We start from the raw sequence: 12,952 nt of genomic DNA, 5'->3' as shown, positions 1-12,952 counted from the left end.
GACGTGATGGGCGACGGGGTTGGCCGCGCCCAGTGCCCCTGCCGCTTCTCGGACGGCGTCCACCCCGGACAACGGCTCCTGGCTCCTGGCCCCTGTCACCGTCGGCGGCCCAGCTCGGCCCCGCACCGGTCCTGGTGCCGTCGCCGGTGCGCCGGCGCGGCAGGGGTGTGCTGCGCCGCAACCCGAGCGTCCGGCTTCCGGAGGGCCGTCGCCGGGTGCCAGTACACCGCTCCGCTCATGCCAGTTTGCCGAAACGGCAAGACCGATCGCCCCGAGTGGCTGGGGCATCGCATGATCGTGGGAGCCCCACCGCCCACCCCGAGATCCGAGGAGAAGTGCCCCCATGCGATCCCGACCGACCGCCGCACTCCGCCATCGCACCGTTCAGGGCCCGGCCGGGCGCCTGCACCTGGTGGAGCAGGGCACCGGCCCCTTGGTCCTTCTCCTGCACGGCTTCCCCGAGTCCTGGTACTCCTGGCGCCACCAGCTCCCAGCTCTCGCCTCGGCCGGCTACCGCGCGGCGGCGATCGACGTACGCGGTTACGGCCGCTCCTCCAAACCCGCTGCCGTCGACGCCTACCGCATGGTCGACCTGGTGGAGGACAACGTCGCCGTCGTCCGAGCTCTCGGCGAAGAGAACGCGGTGGTCATCGGTCATGACTGGGGCTCCAACATCGCCGCAACCTCCGCCCTGCTCCACCCCGAGATCTTCCGCGCGGCCGGCCTGCTCAGCGTCCCGTACGCACCGCCCGGCGGCCCCCGTCCCACCGACGTCTTCAGCCGGATAGGCGGCCCCGGGCAGGAGTTCTACGTCTCCTACTTCCAGGAACCCGGCCGCGCCGAGTCGGAGATCGAGCCCGACGTCCGGGGCTGGCTCGCCGGCTTCTACGCGGCCCTGTCCGCCGACACCATGCCCGCCGCGAACGAGGCCGACCCACACTTCGTCGCCCGTGGTGGCCGGCTGTGCGACCGTTTCCCCGCCGCACGGCGCCCGGCGTGGTTGAGCGAGGAAGACCTCGACGTCTACGCCGCGGAGTTCGAGCGCACCGGCCTGACCGGCGCCTTGAACCGCTACCGCAACATGGACCGCGACTGGCAGGACCTCGCCCCGCACCGGGGAGCCCCCATCGAACAGCCGTCCCTGTTCATCGGCGGCACCCTGGACGCCTCCACCACCTGGATGTCCGACGCCATCGACGCCTACCCCACCACCCTCCCCCGGCTCTCGGCGTCCCACCTCCTGGAAGGCTGCGGCCACTGGGTCCAGCAGGAACGCCCCGACGAGGTCAACGGCCTGCTCACCGAGTGGCTCACCACGCTGCGGAGCTGAGACAACACCCGCTTCGTCCCCCATGAGCCGGGCCGCGAGATCACCGCACCGACCGCTGCGACATGTCCGCACTCAGATCGGCCAGCACCAGATCGTGGTCCGACCACGGGGAGGGACGCACCCGTTGCTCCAGCGGGTCGAAGCCACGAAGGAAGATGTAGTCGAACTTGCTGCGCCAGTCGGTGGTCGGCTCGCACGTACCCCCGCCGGAGGGCCCGCACTCGGCGTCCGCGTCCCTGGCCACGCGCCACATCACGGTGAGTTCGGAGGCGTCCGGCACCGCGTTGAAGTCACCCAGAACGATCGTGCGGTCGTACCGGGCGACCGCCTTGGCCAGTTCGTCGGCTTGCTCCGCACGGACTGCCTGCTGCCTTCGCTGAGCCAAGTGGGTGTTGAACACCCGGACGCGCAGGCCGTCCACGAGGGTCGTGACGGCCATGTACCCACGGTCCTCGGAACCGCCGTGGGGGTACTCCACGTTCACATGGTCAGTCATCGGGGCGGCCGACAGGATGGCCTGGCCGAATCCTCCGGGGCTCCATGGGACTCCCCCGCATCGGCTCCAACTGGGCAGAACCGATCCGTACTCGACGTGGTAGACCAGTCCGTACCGGTACTGCAGATAATCCCGGATCCTCCGGACATCACCGACGCACGCCTCTTGCAGGCCGACGACCTGAGGCGCGTACGTGGCGATCTCCGCCGCTCTGCCGCCGTTCTGTCCGCTGCCCTTGCAGGGGTTGCAGATGTTCCAGGTCATGACACGGTTCGGCACGACCTCCTCGGGGGCATCGGCCGGAAGCGGCTTGGCCGTGTAGGCGCTGTTCGACACGCTGGGGCCTGCGAGCAGCAGGCAGGCCATGACCAGCGCGCCCGCAAGCCACCGCGCGCCTGTTCCGGTCACCTTCGGCTCCTGGAAGTAGATTCACAACATCCACATGCGGGTCTTCCCGTACGAGCTTATGTGGCGGGACGTATGCGGCACGAAGCGCCTGAGCTCCTGGCGGCACCACATCGAAGGAAGCCCGGGCCCCGAGGCAGCACCCGGCCGTGCTCCGGCTCCGGTCGAGCGTTCCGGCTCTGGCACAATCGCCGCATGACCGGCCAGTACGACACCACCGCCGCATCCCACCGGCCCCTTCCCGGACCGGTCCGCCTCGACCTGGCCGACCCCGGCACCCTGCGGCAGCTGTGGGACCTCCAGCGGGCCTCCTACGCGGTCGAAGCACGGCTCATCGGATTCGACGGCCTCCCGCCCCTGCACGAATCCCTCGAGCAGCTGCGCGCATGCGACGAGTCCTTCCTCGGGGTCCGCGAGGAGTCGGAACTGGTCGGAGCAGTCGGCTGGGCCCGCCTGCCGAACGGCGCTCTGGACATCTGCCGCCTGGTGGTCCATCCCGTGGCGCATCGCCGCGGCATCGCAACCGTGCTTCTCGACGCCCTGGACTCGATCGAGCCTGCGCAACTGGCCGTCGTCTCCACCGGCGCTGCCAACCTGCCCGCGCTCGCGCTCTATCGCCGGCGCGGCTTCGTGCCGGTCGGTGAGCGCCAGGTCGCACCCGGCCTCACCATCACGGAACTGGAACGACGCGGCTCTGTCCCTGAAGGTTGCTGCTGGGTGGCCGGGCCCCCGGGTGGGCCCGGCTCGTTCGGCGTGGCCGAGTAGGCGCGGTTTCCCGGTGCCCGGAACGGTCATCGTGGCCGGCGACCTGCCCGTGCTGCCCGGGAGGCGCCAACGCCCGTGCCTGGAAAAGCCGTTGAGGGGAGAGAGAAGTGCGCCCGGACGCCTACCGGGCCACGGCCCGGGCCGCCACAATCTCGGTATGACGATCACGCCGGCCCCTCCGAGCGCACCGCCGACGCGCCGCACCCCCCTCGACCTCGCCCGCGGGGTCCTCACGGGCGCGGTGATCGGGAGCTCGCTCGCCGCACTCGTCGTCGGCATCGTCCTTGAACACGTTCCGCTGCTGGTCGGCGGCTTGGCCGCTCCCATCGTCTACGGACTGCTGGTTCTCGCCGCCGGGGCGCCCGAGCGCGCACGCGAGGCGGCCATCGTCCGGCGTACCGCGCTCGCCAAGATCGAGAGCCTGCGCGCCACCGGCGGGGAGACCAGCGACGTGCCCGTCCGCTTCGACCTCACCGTCGCCCCGGACGGCGTACCGGCGTACCGCGTCGAGTCCACCCAGTCCGTCAATCTGGTCGACCTGCCCGACTACAAACCAGGCGGCATCGTCGTCGTCCAGTACCCACCGCACCAGCCGTGGGCGGTGAAGCTGGTGAAGCGCCCGACACCGGAGTGGGAGGACCGCGCGACCGCGGCCCGCATCGATTCGGCGCCCGGCCCGGCCCTGACCGGCGAACCGCCCCCGGCAGGCACCGTCGGCGGCTACCTCACCCTCCTCGCCCTGCTGCTCGGAGCGGCCGGCGTGGTCTTCGTCTTCAGGGCCGACCTCTTCGGCCCGGATGACCCCACCGACCGGCCCCCCTCGGTCGCTGGGCCCACCGACCCCGGCACCTCGTCCACCACGATCGTCTCGGCCGCGTCCGGCACCGTCGCCCTCGGCCCCGGACAGTCCCTGTTCGACGAGGGCCGGCTGCGTTCGGCGGTCGATTCGCTCACGAAGGGCGACGGCAGAAAGCGCCTGGCTCTCACCGTCGTCGTGCAGGACCGCCTCCTCACCGTCGTCTTCACCCCCACGGGCTCGCAGACACCCGGCTTCGACCTGGACGCCCTGCCCTACCGGCGCATCCCCGCCCTCGTCCGGGAGGCCCGGACCACTCTCGGCGTCCGCTCCCCGCGGACCTGGCAGCTCACCGCCGAGAGCCTGTCCGGCGCCCTCACCCTCAGAGTCGGGGTGGCCGGCGCCGACGGCGCCGCCTCGTTGGAGGCGAACGGCCTCGGCGAGATCGTGCGGCGCGTCCCGGCGCGCTGACGGAACGCGCGCCCGGACGGAACGGGTGAGCGGGGCGGGGCAGGCTTCGGACCAGGAGGAGCACGGATGGGCCGGCACGGATATCTGGCGTTGTGGTGCGTCGTCCTCGGCGCCGTCGCGGTCGTCGGATACGGACGGTCGTTGGCCGGGGTGACCCGCGGCCGGCGGGCGGTCCGCGTCATGGGCCGGATCGAACGGGTCACGGAGCCCCGGCACGGGAGCTCGGCACGCGAAGGGATCCCCGTGGTCGTCACCTTCCGCGACCCCGCCACGGGGCAGGAGTTCACCGTCACCAACGACGGCGAGTGCGGCGACCGAATCAGCACGGCCTGGACGGGCCGGGAGATCGGCATCCGCTACCCGCCCGGCCGCCCACACGCCTACCGCTTCACCACCGACCCGGACGCCGGACGGAGCGGGCTCGGATGGCCCAACTTCGCGGTCTTCCTCATCTACGTCGGGCTGGTCGTCGTCGCCTCGATCGACTGGGGCGGGCCTTGGGCCCTCATCGGCTTCGGCGTGCCCTGGACGCTGCTGGGCGCGACCTACCTGCCCGGGGTCATACGCGACTCACGCCTGCGCATCGAGGGCCTCGCCTCCGGCGGCCCGGTCCCGGGCCTCGTCATCGCCGTACTGAAGGACGTCACCGTCGACGAGGACAGCGGAACCGCCACCAGCCACACTCCGGTCGTCGCCTTCACCACCCACGACGGCACCGCCGTCACCGCCTACCGCGCCGTGGGGCTGAGCGATCCCGCCCGCTCGCGCGGCCGGGACCTCACGATCCACTACCACCCCGCCAACCCGGTCGTCTTCACCACGGACCTCGCCGCCGAACACCGCTCCCGCGCCGGCGAGATCGCGTTCGCTGTCGGGGCCCTTCTCGTGGGGGCCGCCGCGGCCGTGGCGGGAGGCATCCTGATCGCGGGCTGACGCCCACCACCCCTGACGAGCCGGCCCGGCGACCAGCACGACGCCGGACGACAGCCGCCCACGCCTCCGCGGCCCCCGCCCGCAACTTCAGGCCACCGTGCCGGCACGTACCGGGAAGGTTCCGACGGCCCGCCGGAGAATCGACGGGCCGTCACGAGGCGTCAGGGCTGACCGGCGGGGATCATCTCTCTTCGAGTCGGGCCAGTTCGGCGCGTAGCTTCTTGATTCCGTCCTCGGCGACGTCGTACGCGCTCGGAACGCCCGGAACCGGCTGGTCGTCCTCGGGGATCCAGAACTTCCGCCGCGTCAGCCGCAAGGAGTCGAGGAACTCCGGGATGGCGTTGAAGACTTCGATGAGCAGCGGTCCGTCGTATACGGGCAGGACGGGACCGAGGAACTCGCGCCAGGGGATCCAGCTGTCAGCGACCTCGCCGCGATCCGGCGGGGACACCTGTACGTAGTGCAGACGCTGCCGGCCGGCGGCGTCCTCGATGTCGCGCTGGTACGCCTTCGGGCCGCTGCTGCCGAGGACGACGTGGGAGCTGTCGACGCACACGCCGATGTGCGGGCTGCTCACGCCGGCCAGGAAGTCGAGTACGTCGCGCACCATGTTCGGGGCAGGAGTCTCCCAGTGGTCGACGGGTTCGATGGCGACCTGGACGCCCTTCTCCGCCGCGTATGCGCCCAGTTGCTCGAAGAGCGGCTGGGCGATCTGGTATCGGGGCCGCAGCCAGTCCTGCAGCGCGTCACTCCACAGCGGCTTGCCGTTGGCGGTGGGGAAGACGTTGTACGGGAACAGGACGGGGCCCGCCATGATGGTGCCGCGCAGGGCCGCTGTGATGTCCACCCGTGACTTGAGGTAGACGAGCGCCGCCTCGCGTTCCTCGGCGATCAGCGACGTGGGGTCGTAGGCCGGCGTCGTGGCCACGTTGGTGGTCAGGCCCACGTCTGCGAGACCGGCCGTGTCGAGGGCCTCCCTGAGCTTTTCGTAGCGGGGCACGTCCCCCTGGGGGTCGCCCGTGTCGTCCGGGAAGACGGGCATGTCGAAGCCCGTGTATCCGATGCTCCGCAGTTTCTCCATGTGCCGGACGATGACCTCTGTGTACCGGGGATCGTCCGGGTGCAGATTGACGGTGAACATGAAGAAGCTGAGGTAGATGTCGCGCGCGCTCATGGCTACCATCCCAGGACTTCGGCGAGGTAGGCGCGCGCCATCTTGGCGTACTTCAGCGGGCATGCCTTCGCCGGGTCCTGCTCGGCCTCGACGACCAGCCATCCCTCGTAGCCGGCATTCCCCAGCGTGGTGAGGACGGGCCTGAAGTCGATCATCCCTTCCAGGTCTCCGGGCACGGTGAACACGCCCTGCCGGATGCCCTCCTCGAAGGACAGGTGGTCGCTCTTCACCTTCTCGGCCACCGACTGACGGACGTTCTTGAGGTGAACGTGCTTGATCCGCTGCTGGTGCTTCTCCACGGTGCGGAGCGGGTCGTCACCCGCGAGCTGGAGGTGCCCGGTGTCGAACAGCAGATGCACGTGGTCCGGGTCGGTGCCCGCCATCAACCTGTCGATGTCCTCGGCCGACTGCACGCCCGTGCCCATGTGATGGTGGTAGCAGAGCCGCATGCCGCTGTCCGCGGCCAGCTTGCCGATGTCGTTGAGCCCGCCGGTGAGGAGGTCCCAGTCCGGGTCGGTGAAGTGGGGGCGGTGCTTGAAGACGGGGATGGGCTGCAGATGGGACGACTGCCCGAATTCCGCGACCACGATGTCGTGGCCGCCCACTTTCTTGAGGAACTCCAGCTGCCTCTTGAAATTCTCGACGGTGCGGTCTTTTTCACCGATGGTGAAATACGTGCTCACCCAGGGCTCGGACACCTTCAGGCCGCGCAGGTCGAGCGCTTCCTTGAGGGCGGCGGCGTCTGCCGGGTACTTGTGGCCGATGCTGCAGCCCTGGAATCCCGCGAGCGCCATCTCGCTCACGCATTGCTCGAACGGGATTCCGTTGTCGATGAGGGGGAAGTCGTCGTTCCACCACAGGGTCGGCGTGACGCCGAGCGACACCTTGTCGGGGCCCAGGTTCGGGACAGTGCTGGTCATTCGCATCTTCTCCGTTCAGTGGTTCTCGAGTGCGGGCGGAGTGGCCCACGACCCGTAGCCCGGCGCCCTCGCACCGGAGGGATGGGCACCGATCGCCCGCCACAGCAGGCCCTCGGTGTAGGCGTCGGGTGAGACGACGAACAGGGGCTTGCGGTCTTCGCTGTCCCCCGCGCGGTCTTCCCCGGCCTGCTGCCGACCGGGCGCGGCCTTCCAGGGCAGGCTCTCCTCGGGCTGGCTGTCGTCCGGTACGGCGGGCTTCGCTCCACTGCGGCCGGGCGCCGTCCAGGCCGCCACGTCCACGCGTCCCGTCAGTTCGGGGCCGTACCAGACGCCGACGTACCAGAGCTTGATGATGCTCTGCACCACCGGATCGGCGGGGACGACGGAGGGATCGGACGAGATCGCCCTCTGGAGCGCGTCCGGCCCTTCTTGAGTCATGACGGTTTCGTAGTACGCCTCCGCCTGACCGGTTCCCCACAGGTCGAACTCGCTGAAGCCGGTGGCGGTGGCAGAGAACTGCACGAATTCGCGCAGTTTCTCTTCTGTGGTCACTGTGTGCGTCACGATGTTTCCTCCTTCGACGGTCTAGAGCTCGAAAGTCGGGCCGGCGTGGACTCCCCCGTGCCCGGTGAGCGGGTTGCGGATGGGGTTGCGGATGAGCCGGTTCATGCTGTCGCGAATGCGGAACATCTCCCAGACCGCCTTGAGCAGCAGGTCGGGCCGGCCGTTGTAGGCCAGGTTGATGTTGGTCAGGAAAGTGGCGTAGGACCGGTTGAATTCCTCGGCCGCTGCCAGAATTTCCGGTTCTCCCGCGAGATCCGCCAGCTTGATGTCCGGCTTCACCGGATATGCGGCATCCCAGTCGACGTTCACATCCGGGCCGGAAGGATGACCCGGCGTGTCACCCTTCTGGTAGTACCGCCCCTTCTCCAGTTGCTGGAACCTGTAGTAGTGCGCGATCTCGTCGTGACTGTCGAAGATGCCGCCGTGCAGCCCTTCGCCCTGCTCCGCTACGAGGGTGAGCGCCGCGACGGCGGTGTCGCGCCCCGTCACCTCGATCACGTCGCCGCCACCCGAGTAGAAGTACTCGGGGGTCACCTGGCGGGCGGGATCGCCGGTGAAGATCGTCGTCCCCGCCTGCCGGGCCTGGTCCTCCAGGTGGTTGATTCCCCGGACGATCTCCTCGTAGAACTCACCGATGCTCAGGAAGCGCAGGGTGGGATCACCGGGGACGAGGCCGAGGACCGTGCCGGACTCCTCGAGTTCCGTCAGCTTCTCCGCCGGCGGCACCGCGCCGTCGGACGCCAGTCCGAGGGCCGCCCAGTCCATCGGTACGAACCTGTCCTCCTCATCGGCTGCCTGCGCCGGCTTCTCGATCTTCAGGAACGTGTCGAGAGCCTCGCGCGAGAACGGCCGGAGATGCACCTCGAAGTCGTCGGGACCACACGGCAGGCGCGTCGGGTAGTTCGGCACGAAGCCGGGCTTGGTGAGGTCCGGAGTCCCGCCCACGGCGTTCAGGACGTTGGCGACCAGGGTGAGGTGCAGCATCTCCTCGACGGCGACGACCCTGATGACATGCCAGGCATCCGAGTTCTTCCCCGGGTGCAGCGAGTAGAGGGCGGTCAGGTAGGGCGGGAGCGTCGCATGCTCCAACTGCAGCCCCTTGTAAAGGTATTCGCGCAGTTCCTCAATGGTTTTGATCTTGGAGTCCTGGGACGGCTCCGATTCAGAAACGGACATGTTCCCCCAATCGTGGGCGGTGGCGGCGGCCGGATGCGTCGGGCCGCAGGTCTGTTGGCCGTCTGGGGCGTGTTTCGAGAGTCCCGCCTGCCGGGCGGCGGGCGGACGGCGCTACTTTTCGGAACACGCCCTAGCCGCGGACGGTGGCCGGGGCCTTCGCGGCGCGCAGATACCTGACGATGTGGGTGGAGCTGCGGAAGGCGAGCGCCGCCATGGTCAGGCTGATGTTGGACGTACCGATCGAGGGCAGGCTGCCGGGCCCGACGAGGTAGAGGTTGTCGTGGTCCCACGACTGCTGGGTGTGGTCGACCACCGAGTTCGTCGGATCGGTGCCCATGATGTGGGTGCCCGCGAGGTGGTTGCCGCCCACGATGTTGTACCACTGGCCCTCGTGCTCGACGGCGCTGTAGCGGTCCTTGTCGTACGTGGTCCGCTCCTCGGCACCGAGCTTCGCGAAGATGTCGGTCGCGAGGTTGCGGGCGAACGCGGCACCCCGCATGGTGTACGGCGGGATCGTGAGCGACACGACCGGTTTCAGGTTGTCGAGGGCATCCCTGTACCGGTCGTCCACAGTGACCGTGTTGTTCCTGTCGGGCAGCAGGTCGATCATGAAGGCCAGCAATAGCTGCCGGGAGATCCGGTTCCCGAGGGTTCGGCGCAACTCCTTCCCGTGCAGGCCCTGTTTGTCGACGAGTTCGACCAGGTCCGTGTAGGGCGAGCCGGTCGCCCAGCCCCAGCCGTCGTTGTGGATGTCCACGCCGAATCCGGCCTGGGTGCCGCGGAACCGCCCGCCGCGCAGGTCGGTGATTCCGCTCGTGCAGGACGTGCCTCGCATCGTGCCGGCCGGCTCGGGCAGCAGGCCCCAGGACAGCAGGTACGCGTGGTCCATCAGGTTGCGGCCGATCAGCTTGCTGCGGCTCATGCGCTGCATGCCGGAGGCCAGCATGAGCCGGGCGTTCTCGATGGCGTGCGCGCAGAGAATGTAGACGGCGCCCTTGACCGTGTACGTCTCATAGCTGTTGGATTCGAGCGACTGGTAGTTCTTGATGGTGATCCCGGTGACCCGGCGGTTTTCCTCATCGACCTCGACCTTGGACGCGACCGCCTGCGTCAGGATCGTGACATTGCCTTTGCGGAGCGCCTTGGTGAGGGTCTTTCCCGCGTGATACTTGGCCTGCACGGGGCAGAGCGGGACGCAGTTGGTGTTCCCCTGGCAGCGCTCGCCCTCTTCCACTTGGTTCGTGCTCACCGCACCGACCGGAACGAAGCCCTTTCCGCCGTCGTACGCGGCATTCGGCACGCCGTTGCGGGCCTGCGGGAAACTCCGCACCCGGAGGGTGTAATCGTCGTCCGCCAGGTTGACCCGCATGCCGTCCACACCCTGGGCCACCGTCTGGTCGAGATAGGACGGTGGCATGCGGTGCATCGGGAACACATACCCCTTCGGGAAATGCATTCCCAGATACGCCTGGTCCTCGACTTCCGCGGCCACGCCCAGTTCGGCCTCGGCCTGCCGGTAGTAGGGCTCCAGATCGTCATAGCTGAGCGGCCAGTTCAGCCCCTGCCCGTACTTGGTCCGGAGGTCGAAGTCCTCGGGGAGCATGCGCAGCGCTTTCCCCTCCCAGTGCATGGATGTGCCGCCGAGGACTCGGGTGAACGTGGTGTCCGAGCAGTACTTGTCCTCCTGCACGAGGTAGAAGTCGTCTCGCGGTGTGCCCGGATCCACCGGCATGGTGTCGGTGCTCCTGGGCATCCGGGCGTTCGGGTTGAACGGGTACGGTGACTGGTTGTCCTTGACGACCGCGCCGTAGAACCGCGTCAGGTACGACTCGTACTCCGCGAGGTCCAGGTCCTTGCCGGGGCCGGCTTCGACGATCAGCACCTTGTAGCCTGACTGGCTCAGCTGCTCGGCGACGATGGAGCCTGCCATGCCTGCGCCGACGATCACGGCATCCCATTCACCTCTCGCGGCCTCGGCCGCACTGGTGTGCGTCGCAGCACCCGCTGGGAAGATCACCGGGTCTGTATCGTCGAAAGACGTCATTGATGCCCCTTGTCGTCTGGGGGTGTCCTCACCCCGATTTCGGGCCGAGCGGCCCGGTGAAAATCCCACCAGTCGCCGAAAGGAATGCGGCGCCCGCTGATGAGCCGACGAGGACTTCCCGTGAGCCCCAGGAGGGCCACGCCGCGATCCGCGACGGACCGCACCTGAGCCGCACACCGAATCCGCCGGGGATCGAGGGAAGGGCCTCGGCACGAGGTTTGCATATGACGCGGTCATTCGCTCTGCCGCGGCCGGCATATCGCCGGGAAACCCATCGATCGGGCGTAATCAGCGCGTCGATGTCAACTCGACGGGTTGACATGTCAGTTGAGCCTAAGAGCACTCTCCCCGAAGGCTTCGTGTGCTTGTCCATTTTTCAGCCGTTGACGTTTCCGTCCCTACTGCGCCCGTCAGTTGACGCCTGCGGGCGGGAGCGCGCCCCCTCTACATCACCGAAACATTGATGTACCGTCCACACGCATGCGCACCCGACGTGTTCTCGCGTGGACCTCGGCCGTGACGGCCGCACTCGCGGTCGCGGCCGCAGCCGGACCCGTGACAGCCGCACCGGCCGCTCACGTGTCCGTGACGCCTAAGGCCCGCTGCCCTCAACTCTCCGACGCTCTTCCCTGGTACGGCGGCAACAGAGCCCAGCTGCAACGCGTGATCGACGAGCGCGGCACCTGCCACGGCAGAGGCGGGCCGCGCCCCGTCGCGGCGTTCGACTGGGACAACACCATCACCAAGAACGACGTCACCGACGCCACCATCAGCTGGTCCCTGCGCCACGACAAGATCCTTCGGCCCGCCAGCTGGAAGGACACCAGCACATGGCTGACCAGCACCGCGAACAAGGCCCTCACCGATGCCTGCGGAACCGGCGTGCCCGTGGGAGCACCCCTGCCCACCTCCACCGACGCCCGCTGCGCCGACGAGATCCTCCAGATCCGGGAGGACGGCAGAACGATGAGCGGCGAAGCGGCCTTCGCCGGACGGTGGAACCACCGGCGTACCGTCCCGCAGTACGCGTGGGTACCACAGCTGTTCGCCGGACACACCGTTCCCGAACTGCGCGCGTACACCGAGGCCGCACGCACCGAGGCCCTTGCCGCGCCCGTCGGTGCGACCCGCACCGTCGGCACCCATGTGCTTCCCGCCTACGTCCGGTACTACGAACAGCAACGCGACCTGGTGCGGACGCTCCAGAAGGCCGGGTTCGACGTCTGGATCGTCTCGGCGGGTTCCGAACCGGTGACCGAGGTGTGGTCGCGCGGCATCGGGATCGACCGGGCGCACACCGTCGCCATCCGGTCCGTGCTCGACTCCGAGGGCCGCATCACGACCAGCAACGAGGGCTGCGGCGGGGTAGGCGTCACCAAGGGCGAGGCCATCCCGTACATCGACGGCAAGCGCTGCTGGATCAACCAGGAGATCTACGGGATCCACGGCCGGGCTGCCTGGAACCAGCAGGCCCCTCATCGGCGGATCGCGCTCGGCGGCGGCGATGCCGACACCGACGTGACGTTCGTCGGCGATGCCACGGGCGCGCACCTGGTGCTCAACCGCAACAAGAACGAGGTGATGTGCCGCGCGTACGACAACGCCGACGGCCGCTGGGTCGTGAACCCCATGTTCATCGAGCCGCTGCCCCGCAGGACCACGGCCTATCCCTGCGCGACCGCCGCATACACCAGGCCCGACGGAAGTCCCGGCCCCGTGCGGCGTGGTGACGGCAGCGTCGTACCGGACCAGCAGGACGCGGTGCACTGATGATGCGGTGGAGCCGCCCTGCTGACGGCGGGCACGGCCTGGCGGTGCAGCCGTCCGCCGGGAAACCGCGCCCGAGTGCCGGAAGCTCCGCCGGAGGAGGGTGTCCCC

Annotated in this window: 11 protein-coding genes; 5 read left to right on the top strand and 6 right to left on the bottom strand. The window is 68.9% G+C overall.

Annotated features, from left to right (window positions below; all coding sequences use genetic code 11):
- The first annotated feature begins 343 nt into the window (after positions 1-343).
- The gene (locus tag ACN6LM_RS22885; protein ID WP_445067247.1) at positions 344-1,330 is read left to right on the top strand and encodes an alpha/beta hydrolase; all 987 of its coding nucleotides are present in this window, start codon (positions 344-346) and stop codon (positions 1,328-1,330) included.
- Between the two features lie 40 nt (positions 1,331-1,370).
- Here the strand turns inward: ACN6LM_RS22885 and ACN6LM_RS22880 are convergent, their stop codons facing one another.
- The gene (locus ACN6LM_RS22880; RefSeq protein WP_445067274.1) at positions 1,371-2,192 is read right to left on the bottom strand and encodes an endonuclease/exonuclease/phosphatase family protein; all 822 of its coding nucleotides are present in this window, start codon (positions 2,190-2,192) and stop codon (positions 1,371-1,373) included.
- A gap of 234 nt (positions 2,193-2,426) precedes the next feature.
- On the opposite strand from ACN6LM_RS22880, the gene ACN6LM_RS22875 reads away from it, so the two are divergent.
- From ACN6LM_RS22875 to ACN6LM_RS22865, 3 genes are all read left to right on the top strand, one after another.
- A complete protein-coding gene (locus ACN6LM_RS22875) occupies positions 2,427-2,996 on the top strand; it encodes a GNAT family N-acetyltransferase (protein WP_445067246.1) in 570 nt (189 codons plus the stop codon).
- A 157-nt stretch (positions 2,997-3,153) separates the two neighbouring features.
- Positions 3,154-4,263 (top strand): hypothetical protein, encoded by a 1,110-nt coding sequence (locus ACN6LM_RS22870; protein ID WP_445067245.1) that lies wholly within the window; start codon positions 3,154-3,156, stop codon positions 4,261-4,263.
- Positions 4,264-4,329: 66 nt separating this feature from the next.
- Complete coding sequence (locus ACN6LM_RS22865; RefSeq protein ID WP_445067244.1) at positions 4,330-5,196, top strand: DUF3592 domain-containing protein; 867 nt, start codon at positions 4,330-4,332, stop codon at positions 5,194-5,196.
- A gap of 181 nt (positions 5,197-5,377) precedes the next feature.
- Here ACN6LM_RS22865 and ACN6LM_RS22860 read toward each other — a convergent pair whose 3' ends face one another.
- The 5 genes from ACN6LM_RS22860 to ACN6LM_RS22840 all read right to left on the bottom strand — a co-directional run bounded on the left by ACN6LM_RS22860 (position 5,378) and on the right by ACN6LM_RS22840 (position 10,978).
- Positions 5,378-6,370: a sugar phosphate isomerase/epimerase family protein gene (locus tag ACN6LM_RS22860; protein ID WP_445067243.1), complete on the bottom strand. Its 993-nt coding sequence runs from the start codon at positions 6,368-6,370 to the stop codon at positions 5,378-5,380.
- Between the two features lie 2 nt (positions 6,371-6,372).
- A complete protein-coding gene (gene iolE, locus ACN6LM_RS22855) occupies positions 6,373-7,290 on the bottom strand; it encodes a myo-inosose-2 dehydratase (RefSeq protein WP_445067242.1) in 918 nt (305 codons plus the stop codon).
- A 15-nt stretch (positions 7,291-7,305) separates the two neighbouring features.
- Positions 7,306-7,854: a hypothetical protein gene (locus ACN6LM_RS22850; RefSeq protein ID WP_445067241.1), complete on the bottom strand. Its 549-nt coding sequence runs from the start codon at positions 7,852-7,854 to the stop codon at positions 7,306-7,308.
- Positions 7,855-7,875: 21 nt separating this feature from the next.
- Complete coding sequence (locus tag ACN6LM_RS22845) at positions 7,876-9,030, bottom strand: ferritin-like domain-containing protein (protein ID WP_445067240.1); 1,155 nt, start codon at positions 9,028-9,030, stop codon at positions 7,876-7,878.
- A gap of 130 nt (positions 9,031-9,160) precedes the next feature.
- Positions 9,161-10,978 carry a GMC family oxidoreductase gene (locus ACN6LM_RS22840; protein ID WP_445067239.1) on the bottom strand — a complete coding sequence of 606 codons (1,818 nt, stop codon included), beginning with the start codon at positions 10,976-10,978 and terminating at the stop codon, positions 9,161-9,163.
- A gap of 576 nt (positions 10,979-11,554) precedes the next feature.
- Between ACN6LM_RS22840 and ACN6LM_RS22835 the strand changes: the two genes are divergently transcribed.
- The gene (locus ACN6LM_RS22835) at positions 11,555-12,844 is read left to right on the top strand and encodes a haloacid dehalogenase-like hydrolase (RefSeq protein ID WP_445067238.1); all 1,290 of its coding nucleotides are present in this window, start codon (positions 11,555-11,557) and stop codon (positions 12,842-12,844) included.
- Positions 12,845-12,952: the final 108 nt, after the last annotated feature.

The sequence above is a fragment of the Streptomyces sp. SAS_281 genome, assembly GCF_052542855.1.
This window is presented reverse-complemented; position numbering and strand designations above follow the sequence as displayed.

Bases quoted from the DNA above. Each gene is read 5' to 3' on its own strand.
- iolE (WP_445067242.1), bottom strand. From the start codon at position 7,290: ATGACCAGCACTGTCCCGAACCTGGGCCCCGACAAGGTGTCGCTCGGC.
- ACN6LM_RS22835 (WP_445067238.1), top strand. From the start codon at position 11,555: ATGCGCACCCGACGTGTTCTCGCGTGGACCTCGGCCGTGACGGCCGCA.
- ACN6LM_RS22885 (WP_445067247.1), top strand. From the start codon at position 344: ATGCGATCCCGACCGACCGCCGCACTCCGCCATCGCACCGTTCAGGGC.
- ACN6LM_RS22845 (WP_445067240.1), bottom strand. From the start codon at position 9,030: ATGTCCGTTTCTGAATCGGAGCCGTCCCAGGACTCCAAGATCAAAACC.
- ACN6LM_RS22880 (WP_445067274.1), bottom strand. From the start codon at position 2,192: ATGGCCTGCCTGCTGCTCGCAGGCCCCAGCGTGTCGAACAGCGCCTAC.
- ACN6LM_RS22875 (WP_445067246.1), top strand. From the start codon at position 2,427: ATGACCGGCCAGTACGACACCACCGCCGCATCCCACCGGCCCCTTCCC.
- ACN6LM_RS22860 (WP_445067243.1), bottom strand. From the start codon at position 6,370: ATGAGCGCGCGCGACATCTACCTCAGCTTCTTCATGTTCACCGTCAAT.
- ACN6LM_RS22870 (WP_445067245.1), top strand. From the start codon at position 3,154: ATGACGATCACGCCGGCCCCTCCGAGCGCACCGCCGACGCGCCGCACC.
- ACN6LM_RS22865 (WP_445067244.1), top strand. From the start codon at position 4,330: ATGGGCCGGCACGGATATCTGGCGTTGTGGTGCGTCGTCCTCGGCGCC.